The 16,229-nt window shown below is 73.5% G+C and carries 15 protein-coding genes; 4 read left to right on the forward strand and 11 right to left on the reverse strand.

Annotation, left to right across the window (positions count from 1 at the left end; all coding sequences use genetic code 11):
- Positions 1-196 precede the first annotated feature (196 nt).
- Positions 197-571 carry an RNA polymerase-binding protein RbpA gene (locus CP969_RS08070; protein ID WP_003977404.1) on the forward strand — a complete coding sequence of 125 codons (375 nt, stop codon included), beginning with the start codon at positions 197-199 and terminating at the stop codon, positions 569-571.
- A 129-nt stretch (positions 572-700) separates the two neighbouring features.
- Here CP969_RS08070 and fxsA read toward each other — a convergent pair whose 3' ends face one another.
- The 4 genes from fxsA to CP969_RS08090 form a co-directional block, all read right to left on the reverse strand.
- Positions 701-1,285, reverse strand: a complete 585-nt coding sequence (gene fxsA / locus CP969_RS08075; RefSeq protein WP_004990802.1) for an FxsA family membrane protein — start codon at positions 1,283-1,285, stop codon at positions 701-703.
- A 46-nt stretch (positions 1,286-1,331) separates the two neighbouring features.
- Positions 1,332-2,201: a polyprenol monophosphomannose synthase gene (locus CP969_RS08080; RefSeq protein ID WP_016827149.1), complete on the reverse strand. Its 870-nt coding sequence runs from the start codon at positions 2,199-2,201 to the stop codon at positions 1,332-1,334.
- Between the two features lie 556 nt (positions 2,202-2,757).
- A complete protein-coding gene (locus CP969_RS08085; protein ID WP_016827148.1) occupies positions 2,758-4,362 on the reverse strand; it encodes an amidohydrolase in 1,605 nt (534 codons plus the stop codon).
- A 108-nt stretch (positions 4,363-4,470) separates the two neighbouring features.
- Complete coding sequence (locus CP969_RS08090; protein WP_016827147.1) at positions 4,471-4,911, reverse strand: Lrp/AsnC family transcriptional regulator; 441 nt, start codon at positions 4,909-4,911, stop codon at positions 4,471-4,473.
- A gap of 270 nt (positions 4,912-5,181) precedes the next feature.
- On the opposite strand from CP969_RS08090, the gene CP969_RS08095 reads away from it, so the two are divergent.
- Positions 5,182-5,616 (forward strand): hypothetical protein, encoded by a 435-nt coding sequence (locus tag CP969_RS08095; RefSeq protein WP_004990791.1) that lies wholly within the window; start codon positions 5,182-5,184, stop codon positions 5,614-5,616.
- 399 nt (positions 5,617-6,015) lie between these two features.
- Here the strand turns inward: CP969_RS08095 and CP969_RS08105 are convergent, their stop codons facing one another.
- The 4 genes from CP969_RS08105 to CP969_RS08120 all read right to left on the reverse strand — a co-directional run bounded on the left by CP969_RS08105 (position 6,016) and on the right by CP969_RS08120 (position 9,856).
- Entirely contained in the window at positions 6,016-7,188 is a 1,173-nt protein-coding gene (locus CP969_RS08105; RefSeq protein WP_016827146.1) for an acyl-CoA dehydrogenase family protein, read from the reverse strand.
- Between the two features lie 280 nt (positions 7,189-7,468).
- A complete protein-coding gene (locus tag CP969_RS08110) occupies positions 7,469-8,125 on the reverse strand; it encodes a TetR/AcrR family transcriptional regulator (protein ID WP_026085337.1) in 657 nt (218 codons plus the stop codon).
- An 87-nt stretch (positions 8,126-8,212) separates the two neighbouring features.
- Entirely contained in the window at positions 8,213-8,353 is a 141-nt protein-coding gene (locus tag CP969_RS08115) for an SCO1431 family membrane protein (protein WP_016827144.1), read from the reverse strand.
- 141 nt (positions 8,354-8,494) lie between these two features.
- Positions 8,495-9,856 (reverse strand): peptidase C39 family protein, encoded by a 1,362-nt coding sequence (locus tag CP969_RS08120; protein ID WP_016827143.1) that lies wholly within the window; start codon positions 9,854-9,856, stop codon positions 8,495-8,497.
- Positions 9,857-10,216: 360 nt separating this feature from the next.
- Between CP969_RS08120 and CP969_RS08125 the strand changes: the two genes are divergently transcribed.
- A complete protein-coding gene (locus tag CP969_RS08125; protein ID WP_016827141.1) occupies positions 10,217-10,726 on the forward strand; it encodes a nucleoside/nucleotide kinase family protein in 510 nt (169 codons plus the stop codon).
- Positions 10,727-11,151: 425 nt separating this feature from the next.
- Positions 11,152-13,014, forward strand: a complete 1,863-nt coding sequence (locus tag CP969_RS08130; RefSeq protein WP_026085336.1) for an AAA family ATPase — start codon at positions 11,152-11,154, stop codon at positions 13,012-13,014.
- A gap of 37 nt (positions 13,015-13,051) precedes the next feature.
- Here the strand turns inward: CP969_RS08130 and CP969_RS08135 are convergent, their stop codons facing one another.
- The 3 genes from CP969_RS08135 to CP969_RS08145 form a co-directional block, all read right to left on the reverse strand.
- Positions 13,052-14,182, reverse strand: a complete 1,131-nt coding sequence (locus CP969_RS08135) for a hemolysin family protein (protein ID WP_016827137.1) — start codon at positions 14,180-14,182, stop codon at positions 13,052-13,054.
- Complete coding sequence (locus CP969_RS08140) at positions 14,179-15,510, reverse strand: hemolysin family protein (RefSeq protein WP_016827135.1); 1,332 nt, start codon at positions 15,508-15,510, stop codon at positions 14,179-14,181. Before CP969_RS08140 ends, CP969_RS08135 begins: the two co-directional genes overlap by 4 nt.
- Positions 15,511-15,758: 248 nt before the next feature.
- Entirely contained in the window at positions 15,759-16,229 is a 471-nt protein-coding gene (locus tag CP969_RS08145) for a PH domain-containing protein (protein ID WP_004990767.1), read from the reverse strand.

Below are 16,229 nucleotides of genomic sequence, written 5' to 3' on the forward strand. Positions count from 1 at the left end.
GGTCACATCTGCCAGTAGAGGTGACAAACCGGACGTCGGGGGGTACTGCACTGGTTGACAAGGCTGCGGCTACGACGGCGACGCATGACCCGGAACGGGACTCGGGACGGGAATCTTTACCGCCGCCCGGACGTTGACCGGATGACGACGACAGCGACACCTGTCCTGTGGGCGACAAGCCCGGGAGGCACGATTCATGAGTGAGCGAGCTCTTCGCGGCACGCGCCTCGTGGTGACCAGCTACGAGACGGACCGCGGCATCGACCTGGCCCCGCGCCAGGCCGTGGAGTACGCATGCGAGAAGGGGCACCGCTTCGAGATGCCCTTCTCGGTCGAGGCGGAGATCCCGCCGGAGTGGGAGTGCAAGGTCTGCGGTGCCCAGGCACTCCTGGTGGACGGTGACGGCCCCGAGGAGAAGAAGGCCAAGCCCGCGCGTACGCATTGGGACATGCTGATGGAGCGGCGCACCCGAGAGGAGCTCGAAGAGGTCCTCGAGGAGCGTCTCGCCGTCCTGCGTTCCGGTGCGATGAACATCGCGGTTCACCCCCGGGACAGCCGGAAGTCGGCCTGACACCGGCGGAGGCCCCCGCACATCGGAACAGGACCGCGGGCGCCGTACCCATGGGTACGGCGCCCGCGGTCCTGTGTGCGTTCTCCTCCTCGTCCGGGCCCGCCTCCCCGGCCTCCGGCCTCCCCGCCCTCACCGCGTCAGCGGCGGGCGCGGCCCCTGCGGGGTGTCCCCCGAGGTGTGTCCCGGTTCGTCCCGGACGACCTCGCCCTGGACGACCTTGCCGTCGGGCCGGTGGATGCGGGCCTGCCGGAAGGCGTCGCCCAAGGACCCCTGCGCGGCCTCACGCAGCTTGCGCTCGAAGGTGCGCTCGGCGTACCGGCTCACGGCCCTCTGCACCGGCGGCACCAGCAGGACCAGCCCCAGCACGTCCGAGACGAACCCCGGGATGATCAGCAGCAGACCGCCCAGCATCATCAGGCCGTTGCCCTCGCTGTTCGGCCGGGACTCGGGAGCCGTCCCGCCCTGCTGCTGCTGAAGGGTCTCGGTGAGGTTCCGGAAGGCCCGTCGGCCGGCCCGCTTGACGACGACCGAGCCGAGGACCAGACCGGCGACCAGGAGCAGGAGGACGACCAGCCCGTTCGACGCCCCGGCGACCATCGTGAGCAGCCAGATCTCCAGAACGAGCCACGCGGCGGCGCCCAGCGGCAGGAAGGTGCGCAGCCGGGAGCGCCGGGGCCGGGCGGCGGGGTACGGGGTCTGAGCGCCAGTCGTCATACACCCAGTGTGCCCGGGCCCGGCTCAACTCGGGATAAGGGGGTGATCAAGTGCCCTGCGGCTTGGCCTGCTCGGTCTGCTCGATCTGCTCGGCCTGGTTGGCCTGCTTGGCCTGCTTGTCGTCCTTGCCCCCGTCGCGTCCCAGGACCTTGCCGACCCGCTCCCCCACGCCCCACGCCGTGACCCGCCACAGCGCCTCGACGAGGATGTCGCGGTTCATCTTGGAGTCGCCGAGTTCACGCTCGACGAAGGTGATGGGCACCTCCACGACGTGGTAGCCGGCCTTGACCGCGCGGCGGGCGAGGTCGACCTGGAAGCAGTAGCCCTGGGAGGCGACGTCGTCGAGGCCGAGGCCCTCCAGGGTCTCGCGGCGGAAGGCGCGGAACCCGCCGGTGATGTCGCGCAGCGGCAGGTCGAGCGCCATGCGCGAGTAGAGGCTGCCCCCGCGCGAGATGAACTCACGGGACTTCGGCCAGTTCACCACCCGGCCGCCCGGCACCCAGCGCGAACCGAGCACCAGGTCCGCGCCCTTGAGGGCGGTCAGCAGGCGGGGCAGTTCCTCGGGCTGGTGGGAACCGTCGGCGTCCATCTCGACCAGCACGCCGTAGCCGTGCTCCATGCCCCAGCGGAAGCCCGCGAGGTAGGCCGCGCCCAGGCCCTCCTTGCCCTTGCGGTGCAGCACCTGGACCCGGTCGTCCTCGGCGGCCAGGTCGTCGGCCAACTTGCCGGTGCCGTCGGGGCTGTTGTCGTCGGCCACGAGAACGTGTGCCTCGGGGACGGCCTTGCGCACCCGGCCGACGATCGCCTTGATGTTCTCCGCCTCGTTGTAGGTCGGGATGATCACCAGAGCCGTGCCGAGCGGGCCGAAGCGCCTCCCCTGGGCTCCTGCCGCGAGGGTCCCGTCGCCGTCGTTCACTGCTGCCCCTTCATGTCCTGTGCACAGGGTCCCACCATAGTGGTCACCGCCTGCGATGACGTGACAGGACGTTCGTATGGTGGTGTCGTTTGCCGAAGATCGGGTAGGGATGGGCCCTCGGTCTGCGCAAGCGGTGCGCGAGGGGATGGCGTACGGCAACGGATGGGGGCCCGGCGCCCTTCGGGCCGGCCCCGGACCCGCCGGCTGCGGATCGGCCGAGGCCGTTGTCTACTGAGCGCCCGGGCCCCACCCGGGTCCCACCTCCCCGACCGACCGGAACGTCCCCCGACGCGGCGCCGGCGCTGAGCCTGGCTCCCAGGGGCGGTGCCCCGGTGCGGTACACCGTCCCCGACCCAGCGGCGCTGACGCGCGTGGCCGGACGTCCCCCGGTCGGGTGTCCGACGGTGGACCCGGCCGAACCTACCGGTCGTCCGCGGCCGCCTGTCAACCGTCGTTTGACCTGCGTCGTACGGGTCACGTGCCTGGTCAGCGGGGTGGAGACGCAGGTCGCACGGCGGGGGCGCGGTGCGTGCCGGTCACCGCGCCCCCGCGCGGATCACTCGCCCGGCCGTACGAAGACCGTGCGCCCGCCGACCACGGTGCGCAGGCAGACGGGCAGGTCGCGCCCCGGAGTGAGGTCGGGCAGGCCGGGGGTGCCGGAGCGGGGGTCGGTGGACCAGCGCGCCACCCGGTCGTCGGGGGCCTGGACGACGAGCCGGCCGGTGCGCCAGACCGCGTAGTCGGCGGGCGCACCGGGCACCAGGACGCCCGCGTCGTCGCGTCCGACGGCCCGCCAGCCGCCGCGCGTGTGCGCGGTGAACGCGGCCCGCACGGAGACGCGGTGCTCCGGCGTGCGGTGGAAGGCGGCGGCCCGGACCGTGCCCCAGGGGTCGAGGGGCGTGACCGGGCTGTCGGAGCCGAAGGCGAGCGGGACACCGGCGCGCAGCAGCGCGGCGAACGGATTCAGGGAGCGGGCCCGCTCCGGGCCCAGCCGCCGGGCGTACATCCCGTCCTCACCGCCCCACAGGGCGTCGAAGGCGGGTTGGACGGAGGCGGTCAGGCCGAGTTCGGCGAAGGCGGCGACGGTCTCGGGGGTGAGCATCTCGGCGTGCTCGACGCGGTGGCGGGCGGCCCGGACGCGGGCGAGGCCGAGCTTCTCGGCGGCGGAGCGCATCCCCTTGACGACGGTGCTCACCGCGGCGTCGCCGATGGCGTGGAAGCCCGCCTGCAGGCCGGCCTCGGTGCAGTCCACGACATGGGCGGCGACGGCGGCGGCGTCCAGGTGCGCGGTGCCGGTGTGGTCGGCGTCGGCGTACGGCTCGTGCAGGCAGGCGGTGTGCGAGCCGAGGGCGCCGTCGGCGAACAGGTCCCCCGCGGCGCCGACCGCGCCAAGTTCCCGGGCCTTGGCCGTGTCCCGTTCGGCCCAGTAGCCGACGACGCGCGGGCCGGGCTCTTCGGCGGCGAGCCGCAGCAGACCGGTGAAGTCGTCCTCGGAGGAGATCTCCGGGCCGCCGCACTCGTGGACGGTGCCGATGCCGAGCGAGGCGGCGTGGGCGAGGGCGGCGCGCTGGGCCTCGGTGCGCTGGGCCGGGGTGACGGCGGCCAGGGCGGCGGCGCGGACGGCGTGGTGGGCGTCCCCGGTGAGCGGGCGGTCCTCGCGGCCGGCCCCGCCCGGGACGAGGTCGAGCAGCGCGGTGGTGACGACCGCGGAATGGACGTCGATCCGGCTCAGGTAGAGCGGACGGCCGCCGGTGGCCTCGTCGAGTTCGGCGCGGGTCGGGGGCCTGCCGCCGGGCCAGCGGGCGGCGTCCCAGCCGTGGCCGAGCAGCACCCGGTCGTCCGGGCGGGCGGCGGCGAACTCCCGCACGCGGACCAGCGCGGCCTCGAGCGAGGCGGCGGTGGACAGGTCGAGGCCGGTGAGGGCGAGGCCCGTGGCCGTGGTGTGGACATGCGCGTCCGTGAACGCCGGGGTGACCAGTGCCCCGTCGAGGTCGACCACTTCGTCGACCCCGTCCGCGAAGGCGTCGGCGGCGCCCTCGGAGCCGACCCAGGCCACCTGGCCGCGCTCGACGACCATCGCGGTCGCGAAGGGATCGGCGGGGCTGTGGACCTCTCCGCGGCGGAGCAGGACGGTGTGCGGCGGGGCGGTGCGTTCACTCATGTCCCCAGTCTCGCGCGTCGGGCGGGACGGGCCGCACGCAGGTCCGGCTCACCGCGGCCGGGCCGGCACGGGTGTCCGCCGTGCGCCGCCGGCGCCGCCGCGCCCCTCTCAGATGCGCGGCGGCCGGGCTTCGTAGGGCGTGGACAGCACGACCGTCGTCCGGGTCGAGACGCCCGCCAACGTGCGTACGCGCGCGAGGAGTTCCTCCAGTTCGTGCGGTGTGGACACCCGCACCTTGAGGATGTAGTTCTCGTCGCCCGCGACACTGTGGCAGGCCTCGATCTCGGGGACCCCGGCGAGGCGGTCCGCGATGTCGTCGGGGGCGCTGGGGTCGAACGGTTTGACCGAGATGAAGGCGGTCATGGGCAGACCGACGGCCTCCGGGTCGACGACCGCGGCGTAGCCGCGGATGACGCCACGCTGTTCCAGCCGGCGCACCCGCTGGTGCACGGCCGACGTGGACAGGCCCGTGGCCTTGCCCAGGTCTGTGTAGCTCATCCGCCCGTCCTTGACGAGCAGCTGCACGATCTGTCGGTCCAGCTCCTCCATGACGCAAGAACCTACAGGGCCCTTGATCTCCGCGGATACCCGAACAGCCCGGGTCGCACCCGGTTCGTGATGTGCCGGCGGTCCGCCGCGAGCGACCGGAGGGGACAAAACCGCCGCACGGGGCACCTGCGAGCGGCATGTGACGAACGCCACACCCTTCGTCCGGTCTCCGTGATGTTCTCGTGATTACCCCCCGGGGCCAACGGGAAGTGCTTGCTGTGGTCGAGGCCGCAGCGCCTTTCACGGCCCAGCCCGAGGGGGAGAAAACCCATGCAGAGTCTCAAGCGCCTTGGTCGTACACCGTCCAAGCGACAGCAGCCGGTCGTCGAGCTCGCTCCGGAGTGCGTCGAACCCGACGCCTTCGACGACGAGTTCGACGCGTACGACACCTTCGAGATGTACCGGGTCGTGTGCCCGGACTGCGCGCAGCCCATCGCCCTGCTGGCGGACGAGGAGGTCCTGCCGGAGCACGCGCTGTGCGCTTCGCCGTGGAACCCGTTCGGACTCACCGTCTGCGCCGGCACCGGTCGCCGTGCCTCCGAGGCGCGGCCGGCGGACGAGTCCTTCGCGCTCCAGGAGCAGGACACCGCCCTGCTGTTGACGCTGCCTCAGGGGCTCGACTGGCGCACCCAGCCCTTCTCCCACGTCGGCGGCCCGGGCTCGCGTCCGATCAGGGTGCCGTCGATGCGGCGCCACGCCGCCTGAGCGCACGCCGCAGCGGGGGCGGCGCGGCCCCACCGTCCCCGTCCGCCGCCCGGACGTGACGCGCCCGGCGGCGGGACGCACCGAAGGACTTCCGGGTCACGGGCGCCGCCGGTCCGCCGTACGGGGCGGCCGTGCACGCGCGTCCCGTTCCGGCGGTCGGTGACCCGCCCGGCCGCTCCCGCGCCGCCCGGGTGACGACTCCCGCGCACTCGGCGACCGGACGCCGGCGCCGCGTCCTCGTGCCACCGCCCACGGAGGCGGCCGCGCCGGCCCGGGTGCCGGATCCTCCCGTCCACCGCGATCCGGTGCGGGCCCGGGCGGACCGGGGCCGCGCCCCGGCCGGGAGGCACGCCCCGGAGCGGACACGGCTCGCGGCGCCCAGGTGGGGGCCCGGACGGTTCAGCGCGACTCCGGCCCCGCGAGGTGGCGGGCGATGACCATGCGCTGGATCTGGTTCGTCCCCTCGACGATCTGCAGGACCTTGGCCTCGCGCAGGTAGCGCTCGGCCGGGAAGTCCGCGGTGTAGCCGTAGCCGCCGAGGATCTGGACGGCGTCGGTGGTGACCCGCATCGCCGTGTCGGTGCAGTGCAGCTTGGCCATGGCCGCCTGCTTGGCGAACGGCCGTCCCGCGTCGCGCAGCCGGGCCGCCGCGAGGTACAGCGCCCGCCCCGCCTCGATCTGCGTGGCCATGTCGGCGAGCATGAAGCGCAGCCCCTGGAAGTCGGCGATCGGCCTGCCGAACTGCCGCCGCTCGGCCGCGTACCGCAGCGCCTCGTCGAGTGCCGCCTGGGCCAGGCCGACCGCGCAGGCCGCGATGCCGAGCCGGCCGCCGTCCAGCGCCGACAGGGCGATCGCGAAGCCCTGGCCCTCCTCCCCGAGGCGCCGGCTGTCGGGGACCCGCACGCCGTCGAGGTGGACCTGGGCGGTGGGCGAGCCCTTCATGCCCATCTTCTTCTCCGGCGCGGCGGCGCTCAGCCCCTCGGCGTCACCGGGCACCAGGAAGGCGGTGATCCCGCGCGGGCCCTCCTCACCGGTGCGGGCCATGACGGTGTAGAAGTCGGCGATGCCGCCGTGCGTGATCCACGCCTTGGTGCCGGTGATCACCCAGTGGTCGCCGTCGCGCACCGCCCTGGTGCGCAGGGAGGCCGCGTCCGAGCCGGAGGCGGGCTCGGAGAGGCAGTAGGCGCCGAGCAGACCGCCGCCGAGCATCGCCGGCAGGTGCTCGGCCTGCTGCTCCTTGGTTCCGTAGGCGGCGAGCGCGTAGGAGGCCAGGGTGTGCACGCTGACGCCGAGGCCGACCGTCAGACGGGCCGTGGCGAGCTCTTCCAACACCTGGAGGTAGACCTCGTACGGCTGGTCGCCGCCGCCGTACTCGGCGTCGTAGGGCAGGCCGAGCAGGCCGGACTCGGAGAGCAGGGTGAACAGCTCGCGGGGGAAGCGTCCGGCGTCCTCCTCCTCGGCCGCCGCGGGAGCGACCTCGCGCTGCGCGATGTCGCGGACGAGCGAGATCAGGTCCCGGGCCTCGTCCGTGGGCAGTTGTCGGTCCACCGGCTGCGGGGCGCGGTCGGGCATGGCGACGCTCTCCTCCCTGTTCGGGCACATCGGCGGACGTGCGCCTTGGGTGGGGCGGCTCCGCCGGGATATCGGTGCCTGGCCGATGCTCGCATTCCCGGGTCTCGGAAGCTGCTGACCAGCGGCTGTGCGCTGTGAGTATGCCCGATCGGCGCCATCGAGTCACCAGTTAACGACCGCTTACTTCAAGAAACCTCCGCGCCCCTCCGGACCGGTCCGCGCCCCGGCCGCGCAGGCCCGGCTCCCCTGCCGGGGCGGCCGGGCGCGGACGCCGAGGGGCTCAGGTGTCGCGGCGGGCGGGCCGCGGGGCCGGATGGGCGGGGTCCATTTCCTCGATGGCGCGCAGGGCGCCGCCGAGCGTCTTCACCAGCAGTTCGCGCATGGTCTCGCGAGGCAGCTCACCGCGGTTGATCCAGTCCAGCGCGGCGCCCTCCACGCTGCACACCCAGGACAGCAGCCCCATCCGCGCCAGCGGCGCGATGTCGGTGCGGCCGTAGGCGCCCTCCGCGATGGTCGCGACGATCGCCTCGCGCACCTCGTCCCGGATCGCGTGCACCTCGGCGTCGAAACCGACCCCGCCGCTGACGATGGTGCGGTAGGCGGCCTGGTTGTGCTCGGCGTACCGCAGATAGCTGTCGATGGTGCGGTGCACCCGCTCCACGGGCGGCAGCTCGCCCCCGCTCCCCGCGAAGGTGACCAGACCGGCCACCGAGTCCTGGATGATCGCCAGGTAGTAGCCCCGCTTGGAGTGGAAGTAGTAGTAGATCAGTCCCTTGGCGACATGGGCCTGGCGCGCGATGTCATCCATGGAGAGCGCGTCGTAGGACGTGTCGGCGAACAACCTCCGCCCGATGGCGATGAGTTCGGCACGGCGCGCCAGCGAGCGCTCGGTGCCGCGCACTCCGGGGCGCACCGAAGGCTGTCGACTGATATTCAATTTCGACCCTGGTTTCCTGCGGGCGGCGGGACACCCGCAGTATGACAGGCCCGGGTGGACCAGGTCACAGCGGTGCGACGGCGCAGCTCACAGCAGTCCGAGCCGGGTCACGAGCATCGCGACGACCACGACGAGGGTCCATCCCGCGAGGTGCTCGAGGATCTTCGGCCCGTCCTCACGAGGGCCGCCGGTACGGACACGGGTGACGGTGGCGATGTTCGCGGTCATGGCTTCTCGCTGGTCTCGACGGTGCCGCGGGCTCCCCCCGCGACCCTGTCCACCTTGCCACCGGCGGCGGCTTTCGCGGCCGAGACGTTGGTCACACGAGCGGCGGGCCCCGGCCGCGCGGGGCCCGCCGACCGCGCCGGATCAGCGCACTCCCACCGCCGCGAGCGCCTTGCGCTGGCTCGGGGTCGGGCGCGCCGGGAAGTACAGGTAGCAGACTCCGCCGGTGCCGGAGACGACCTTGCCCGAGGCGTTGTACCGCTTGGTCCTGAGCCAGATGTTCTCCCACTCGCGCCGTCGGTAGACGCGCCGCACGGCCTCGTTGCTCGGGGACGCCGGGTCGTTGGCGATCACGTCGCCGTCGGCGGTGAAGCCGATCACGGTCATCAGGTGCCCGGAGGTGCCGTACCCCGCCCCGGTGAGCTCCTCCGCGAGGAAGGACTGGGACGTGATGGCCGGGATGCCGGCCGCGATCAGCGTCTCCAGGTCGGCGAGGGAGCCCAGGCGCGTGACCACGCCCTGCAGGTCCGCGAAGGTGGCCGCGTAGGCGGCGTTGAACGGCCAGTTGCCGCAGCCGGCGTACTGGTGGTCGTAGGTGGACCGGGCCGCGTGGCACACCTGCGGGTCGGTGTACGACGGGTCCACCCAGGCCAGCTGCTCCGCGGTGAGCCGGCCGCCCCAGTACTCGATGATCATCTGCGAGGAGGTCGGGCTGCACCAGGCCTCGCCGCCGTTGTCGTACTCGGGGTACCGGCCCTTGTGGATCTCCTGCGAATAGCGCGGGACGATCAGTTCCCGGGCCAGGCGGGGCCGGGAGGCGGGGACGGTGAACCGGTCGGGGACGTCGGAGCCCATCGCGCCGACCCGCCACACGGTCGGGGTGAGCGCCGTGCCGGGACGGCGGTACAGGGTCAGCCGCAGCCGGTAGGAGGCGATGCGCAGGCCGGAGGCCGGGGCGTCGACGGCGAGGGTGTCGGTCCAGACGCTGCTCCTGCCGTCGCCCTGGTCGTCCACCGAGGTCCGCCGGATGTCCCGGTCACCGGCCGCCCAGCGGCCCATGACGTACCAGGGGGTGTCCGTGCCGTCGGAGTACGTGCCCTTCAGTTCGACCTGGAGCCAGGTGCCGTCGGGGGTGTGCGCGTTCCAGGAGGCGATCGCCTCCGTCGCCGGGACGGCGAGCCGGTGGACGGGCGAGGTCCACGTCGCGTACTCCCAGGCGGCCGTGGTGCCGGTGTGCGGGTCGGTGTAGTGCGTGGTGCCGGCGGGTTTCGCGATCACGAGACCGGGGCGGGCCCCGGCGACGGCGCGGGTCCCGTCGGCGCCGCCCGTGCGCCAGTCGCTGTACGAGGTCCAGGCCCGGTTGTCCACGGGGCGGGCGGCGGCCCGGCCGGCGTCCGCGGTGGCGGTCGCGGTGGCGGCGGACGCCGGGCCCGCGGAGCCGGCGACGGCGGTGACGACCGCGGCGGCCAGGAGGGTTCTGCGGGACGGCAGTTCGGCTCTGCTCATGGGTGGGGTCCCCCAGGTGTCGGAGTCGGGGCAGGTCCAGTGGCACGGCCGGACGGACGGCGTGCGTCCGCCGGATGGAGCGGGTGTGCGCCAACTATGAACACAGCGGAACCGATCCTGCCAGCACCTAGGGCCGCGCCGCGTCGATCGACAGGGGACTCGACCAATGGCGGGACCTGCGGCTCCCCCTTCCGGGCGGCGTCCTAGAGTGCTCCCGTCACCCCTTCCGCCCGACCCCGGGAACCAGTCATCCACGCTCTCGCCTCCCGCATCCGCCGGCTCGCCCCCTCGTGCGGCCCGGTCCGGCTCATCGGCGTCGACGGGCACGCCGGGTCCGGGAAGTCCACGTTCGCCGGACGGTTGGCCCAGGCCCTGGACGGGGCCCCGGTGCTGCACCTCGACGACATCGCGAGCCACGAGGAACTGTTCGGCTGGACCGGACGGCTGCTGAGCCAGGTGATCGAGCCGCTCGGCCGCGGCGAGACCGCGCACTACTGCCCCTACGACTGGCGGGCCCGCCGCTTCGGACCGCCCCGCCCGCTGCCGCCCGCCCCCGTGGTCGTCGTGGAGGGCGTCGGGGCGGGGCGCCGGGACGTGCGCCCGCATCTGGCGCTGCTGCTGTGGATGGACCTGCCCCCGGAGGAGTCGTGGTCCCGGGGGCGGGCGCGGGACGGGGAGGAACAGCGGGAGTTCTGGGACGGATGGGTCGGGGCGGAGCGCGAGCATTTCGCCGGCGACCCCTCGCGGCCCTTCGCCGACCTTCTGGTGCGGCAGGGCGACGAGGGGTACGAGGTGGTTCCCGGGCCTGCCGGGACCGCCGAATCCGGCCCTCCGCTCACACACGGTGACGGACCATCCGCAGTGTGGTGATCCTGTGAAGAGCGGTGTCGGACAAGTTGCCCGAGTGCTCCAACACGGCTTGACCGGGGGGCCGTACAGGACTTACGTTCTCAATGCGCGGCCCTCAGGAGCCGCCCGCAGACGCGAAGCCCCCGGTTGTTCCCCCGTGATCGGGGGCTTCGTTCTGCCCTTTTCGCGTTCCGCGTGCGCCAGCGGCATATGACGATCACCCTCGGTCACGACGCCCGCTCCGCGCTCCCCCTCCCGCCGTGCCCCATGGCGTGCACGGCACCCTACGGAGGTGACGCCGCCGCAGGTACGATGCACCTCGGTGCGACCTACGGACGCTGCTTCGCGCACCTTGCAACTCCGGTCCGCGGCGCAGAGGTTCGACCACAGGGAGCCGACGGACGAGGGCCGGCACACCGACGGGGGCACGGTTCGTGGGGGACGTGATGGACTTCGGCACGCAGGGCCCGCAGCCCCCGGCCGACCTCGCCTGGCTGCGGGGCGTGGACGCCTACACGATGGGCGCCTATCCGCAGGCGGAGGAGGAGTTCCGGGCCGCGGTGCGCATCGACCCGGGCATGGCCGACGGCTGGCTCGGACTGCACGCGCTGCGCGTCGACACGACGACGGCGCTGCTGAGGATGTTCCGGCACCGGGACCGCTTCGGCGAACAGCGCGCCCGGCACCAGCGCGCCCTCAACTCCTGGTACTGGCTGGGCTGGTGGGTGCAGCCGGTGCTGGAGAGCCCCCGCGACCTGCTGCTGGCGCACGCCTCCCACTGGCTGGACGGACGCCACGTCCCCGAGCTGGACCGGGCGCTCGCCGGGCTGCCCCCGGTGGACACCGATGCGCAGGTCCGGTTCCTGCACTCCTGCCGCGCCTATCTGGTCAAGGACTGGGAGCAGCTCGTCCGGCACACCGACCCGCTGCTCGACGACCCGGTGCTCGGCATCGAGGCGGGTCTGTTCGGCGGCATGGCCCGGGTCCGCCTGGAGATGTACGGGCAGGCCGAACCGCTGCTGTCGGCGGCCCTGATGCGGTGCCGCAGCGAACAGCCGCAGCGCAAGGAACTGCGCTACTGGCTGGCGCGCGCCCACGAGGGGACGGGGCGTAGCGCCGCGGCGCTCCCGCTGTACCGGGCCGTGCACCGGGTCGACCCGGCCTTCATGGACACCGCGGCCCGGCTCGCCGCGATCACCGAGGGCGACGGGTACGACGAGTCCGCCGACCTCGCCGCGATCACGCTCACCGGCGCGGGCCAGGACGCGGTGGACGGCCCGGACACGCTCGACCCGCTCTTCGGCACCGAGGGCCGCGACCTCAGGCTCTCCGAGCCCGAGCCGCCGCCCGCCCCCCTCCCGCCGGTCATCGGCCCGGCGGTGCGCGAGAAGGCGGGCGCCTCGGTGTCCTCCCTGCCCACGGGCCCCACCGATCCCGCGTTACTGGAGGAAGCGCTCGCCGAACTGGAGCGCATGGTGGGTCTGGAGCCGGTGAAACGGCAGGTCAAGGCGTTGTCGGCGCAGCTGAACATGGCCCGGCTGCGGGCCGGGCAGGGGCTGCCGGTGCAGCCGCCGAAACGCCACTTCGTCTTCTCCGGACCCTCCGGCACCGGCAAGACCACCGTGGCCCGCATCCTGGGCCGCGTCTTCTACGCCCTCGGCCTGCTCGGCGGCGACCACCTGGTGGAGGCCCAGCGGGCGGACCTGGTCGGCGAGTACCTCGGGCAGACGGCCGTGAAGGCCAATGAACTGATCGACTCCGCGCTCGGTGGCGTGCTGTTCGTCGACGAGGCCTACGCCCTCTCCAACTCCGGTTACGGCAAGGGCGACGCGTACGGCGACGAGGCGCTCCAGGTGCTGCTGAAACGGGCCGAGGACAACCGCGACCACCTGGTGGTGATCCTGGCCGGCTATCCGGAGGGCATGGACCGGTTGCTGGCCGCCAACCCCGGACTGTCCTCGCGCTTCACCACCCGCGTGGACTTCCCCTCCTACCGCCCCGGCGAACTCACCGAGATCGGCAAGGTGCTCGCCGCCGAGAACGGCGACCTGTGGGACGAGGAGGCGCTGGAGGAGCTGCGGTCGGTCGCCGGGCACGTGGTGGACCAGGGGTGGATCGACGAGCTGGGCAACGGGCGGTTCCTGCGGACGCTGTACGAGAAGAGCTGCGCGTACCGGGACCTGCGGCTGTCGGTGTACCCGGGGACCCTGACGCGGGAGGACCTGGCGACGCTGCGGCTGCCGGACCTGATGCAGGCGTACGGAGAGGTGCTGTCGGGCAGGGGGCCGCAGGACCCGTCGTCGGCGTGACGCCGGCGGGTCCCGCGGCCCGTGCCGCGGACCGGGTTCAGCCGGTGAGCGCCTCCTCCTGGGCGCCGCTCCTGGACCCGGTCGGCCCGGCGCCGGCCGTGCCGACCGCGCTGCCGTCCGCCCCGGTCTCCGGCGCCGCCCCGGGCTCCTCCCGGTGCGCGGGGTCGCGTACCTCGCCCACCAGGAGCTCCAGGACGTCCTCCAGGGCGACCAGGCCCAGTACCCTGCCGGACGCGTCGGCCACCTGGGCGAGATGGGTCGCGGCGCGGCGCATCACGGTGAGGGCGTCGTCCAGCGGGAGTTCGGGCCTCAGGGTCGTCATGGGCCGCCAGAGCCGCCGGGGCACGGCCCGCTCGACGTCCTCCAGGTCCAGTACGTCCTTCACGTGCAGATAGCCCAGGAAGGCGCCGTCGGCCGCGGCCACCGGGAAGCGGGAGTATCCCGTGCGGGCGGTGAGCTCCACGATCCGCGCCGGGGTGACCCCGGGGCCGACCGTCACCAGCGACTCGTGCCCCAGCAGCACGTCCGTGACCGGGCGGGAACCCAACTCCAGGGCGTCCTCCAGGCGTTCGGCCTCCTCGGGGTCGAGGAGGCCCGCCTGGCCGGCGTCCTCCACGAGCCGGTTGAGCTGCTCGCTGGTGAAGACGGCCTCGACCTCGTCCTTCGGCTCCACGCGGAAGAGCCGCAGGACGGCCCGGGCGCAGGCGCCGAACGCGAGGGTGACCGGCCCGCACAGGCGGGCGAACCAGACCAGGCCGGGGCTCAGCCACAGCGCGGCCTTCTCGGGGGCCGCCATCGCGAGGTTCTTCGGGACCATCTCGCCGATGACGAGGTGGAAGAAGACCACGACGGCGAGCGCGATGACGTAGCCGAGCGGGTGGATCATGCCGTGCGGCAGGTGGATCCACTCGAAGACCGGCTCCAGCAGGTGGGCGACCGTCGGTTCGGCGACCGCGCCGAGCGTCAGCGAGCAGACGGTGATGCCGAACTGGGCCGCCGCCATCATCTGCGGCAGGTGCTCCAGGCCGTACAGGACCTGGCGGGCGCGGGCGGTGCCGAGCGGTTCGATCTGGCTGCGGCGGACCGACACGAGCGCGAACTCGGCGCCGACGAAGAAGCCGTTGGCGAGCACGAGCAGCGCGGCGAGGAGGAGGGGCAGCACGCTCATCCGGCCGCCTCCACGAGCGGCAGCGGAGCCGTCCTGACCAGGCGGAGCCGCTCCGCGCGGTAGTGGCCGACCCGGCGCACCGACAGCCGCCAGCCGGGCAGTTCCGCGTGGTCGCCGACGGCCGGGATCCGGCCGAGCAGATCGGCGACCAGGCCGGCGACCGTCTCGTACGGGCCCTCGGGCACCTCCAGGCCCATGCGCCGCAGGACGTCGACGCGGACGCCGCCGTCGACGTCCCAGGCGGGGTTGCCGCCCTCCGGCGGGGCGGCGACGAGTTCGGGGACGTCCTGCCCGTCGTGCTCGTCGCGGACCTCGCCGACGATCTCCTCGACGATGTCCTCCAGCGTGACGACGCCGGCGGTGCCGCCGTACTCGTCGACGACGACCGCGATGGGCTGCTCGCTGCGCAGCCGCTTCAGCAGCGGTCGTACGGGCAGGGTCTCGGGGACGAGCAGCGCCGGGCGGGCGATGCGGCCCACGGGGGTGCGCAGCCGGTCGCGCACGGGGACCGCGAGGGCGTCCTTGAGGTGGACCATGCCGACGATCTCGTCGATCCGCTCCCGGTAGACGGGGAAGCGGGACAGACCGGTGGCCCGGGTGAGGTTGACGACGTCCGCGGCGGTCGCCGAGGACTGCAGGGCGCTGACCTTCACGCGCGGGGTCATGACGTGCTGCGCGGTCAGCTCGCCCAGGAACAGGGTGCGCACGAAGAGGTCCGCGGTGTCCTGCTCCAGGGCGCCGGCCCGGGCGGAGTGCCGGGCCAGGGAGACGAGTTCGCCGGGGGTGCGGGCGGAGGCCAGTTCCTCGGCGGGCTCGATCCCCAGGGCGCGCACCAGGCGGTTGGCGACGGCGTTCAGCCCGGCGATGACCGGGCGGAACAGGCGCGCGAAGACGTGCTGCGGGCCGGCCACGAAGCGCGCGACCTGCAGGGGGCGGGAGACCGCCCAGTTCTTGGGGACGAGCTCGCCGATCACCATCTGCACGGCCGAGGCCAGCAGCATGCCGACGACGATCGAGACGCCGGGTACGGCGCCCGCGGGGATGCCGGTCGCCGTGAACGGGCCGCCCAGCAGCCGGGCGAGCGCCGGTTGGGCGAGCATGCCGACGACCAGGGAGGTGAGGGTGATGCCGAGCTGGGTGCCGGAGAGCTGGAAGGACAGCTCCTTGAGGGACTCGACGACACGGCGGGCGCGCCGGTCTCCGCCGGCCGCGGCCCGCTCGGCGTCCGGCCGCTCGACGGTGACCAGGCCGAACTCGGCGGCCACGAAGAATCCGTTGGCGAGGATCAGCAGGAAAGCGGCTGCCAGGAGCAGCAGGGGGGTGGTCATGAGGCCGCCGCCTCCGCATCAGTGCGTCCCGGGTGGAATCGGTCCGCGCTATGTCGGCAGGGGGCGGCGCAGGTACTGCAGGACGATCCGTCCATCGCCGGAGGGAGTCACTCCTCGGGTAGCAGGACCCCCTGGTGCGCCGGGCGGGGCAGCAGGGGCGAAGGCGCGGTCGTCGCGCCTTCGCCCACCAGATTAATCACCGCGGGGGTGGCCACGGCAGGGTGAACGACTCCGCCGTGTCCCGCGCCTCAGTCCCGGGTCGGCTCCGGCCCGGCCGTGGAACGGGCCTCGACGAGCGCCCGCAGGGCCCGGGCGTCGGCGATGGCCCGCTGCCTGGCCATGCCCGGCTGGATGCCGAGCGCGGGCAGGCTGGTGCCGTCGCTGAGGTCGAGGAAGACCCACGGATCACCCGACCGGAGATTCACCTGAAGGATCTCCGGCCATTCCAGGCGGCGTTTGTTCGTGATGTTGACGACGGTGACGCCCGTCTCGTCGGCGACGACCTTCGGCCGCGCCAGCAGGCACAGCACGCCCGCCAGCAGCGCGGCGGTGAACACGAAGCTGATCCGCTCTCCCGCGCCGAGCTGCGGCAGCAGCAGGGCGACCAGGGTAATGACCACGAAGAGCGCGGCGGCGGCCACGAGCAGCACCACTCGGGTGCTGCGCGGCCGGAAGGTGACGGGCAGGGCGGGGAGCCCGCCCTGGCTGGCGTCCGACAT

It is taken from the genome of Streptomyces viridosporus T7A (assembly GCF_008704515.1).
In the GTDB taxonomy this organism is placed as follows: Bacteria; Actinomycetota; Actinomycetes; order Streptomycetales; family Streptomycetaceae; genus Streptomyces; species Streptomyces viridosporus.

Excerpts from the sequence above, each read along its gene's own strand:
- CP969_RS08070 (WP_003977404.1), top strand. The coding sequence starts at position 197 with ATGAGTGAGCGAGCTCTTCGCGGCACGCGCCTCGTGGTGACCAGCTAC.
- fxsA (WP_004990802.1), bottom strand. The coding sequence starts at position 1,285 with ATGACGACTGGCGCTCAGACCCCGTACCCCGCCGCCCGGCCCCGGCGC.
- CP969_RS08085 (WP_016827148.1), bottom strand. The coding sequence starts at position 4,362 with ATGAGTGAACGCACCGCCCCGCCGCACACCGTCCTGCTCCGCCGCGGA.
- CP969_RS08090 (WP_016827147.1), bottom strand. The coding sequence starts at position 4,911 with ATGGAGGAGCTGGACCGACAGATCGTGCAGCTGCTCGTCAAGGACGGG.
- CP969_RS08095 (WP_004990791.1), top strand. The coding sequence starts at position 5,182 with ATGCAGAGTCTCAAGCGCCTTGGTCGTACACCGTCCAAGCGACAGCAG.
- CP969_RS08105 (WP_016827146.1), bottom strand. The coding sequence starts at position 7,188 with ATGCCCGACCGCGCCCCGCAGCCGGTGGACCGACAACTGCCCACGGAC.
- CP969_RS08115 (WP_016827144.1), bottom strand. The coding sequence starts at position 8,353 with ATGACCGCGAACATCGCCACCGTCACCCGTGTCCGTACCGGCGGCCCT.
- CP969_RS08120 (WP_016827143.1), bottom strand. The coding sequence starts at position 9,856 with ATGAGCAGAGCCGAACTGCCGTCCCGCAGAACCCTCCTGGCCGCCGCG.
- CP969_RS08130 (WP_026085336.1), top strand. The coding sequence starts at position 11,152 with ATGGACTTCGGCACGCAGGGCCCGCAGCCCCCGGCCGACCTCGCCTGG.
- CP969_RS08135 (WP_016827137.1), bottom strand. The coding sequence starts at position 14,182 with ATGAGCGTGCTGCCCCTCCTCCTCGCCGCGCTGCTCGTGCTCGCCAAC.
- CP969_RS08140 (WP_016827135.1), bottom strand. The coding sequence starts at position 15,510 with ATGACCACCCCCCTGCTGCTCCTGGCAGCCGCTTTCCTGCTGATCCTC.
- CP969_RS08145 (WP_004990767.1), bottom strand. The coding sequence starts at position 16,229 with ATGTCGGACGCCAGCCAGGGCGGGCTCCCCGCCCTGCCCGTCACCTTC.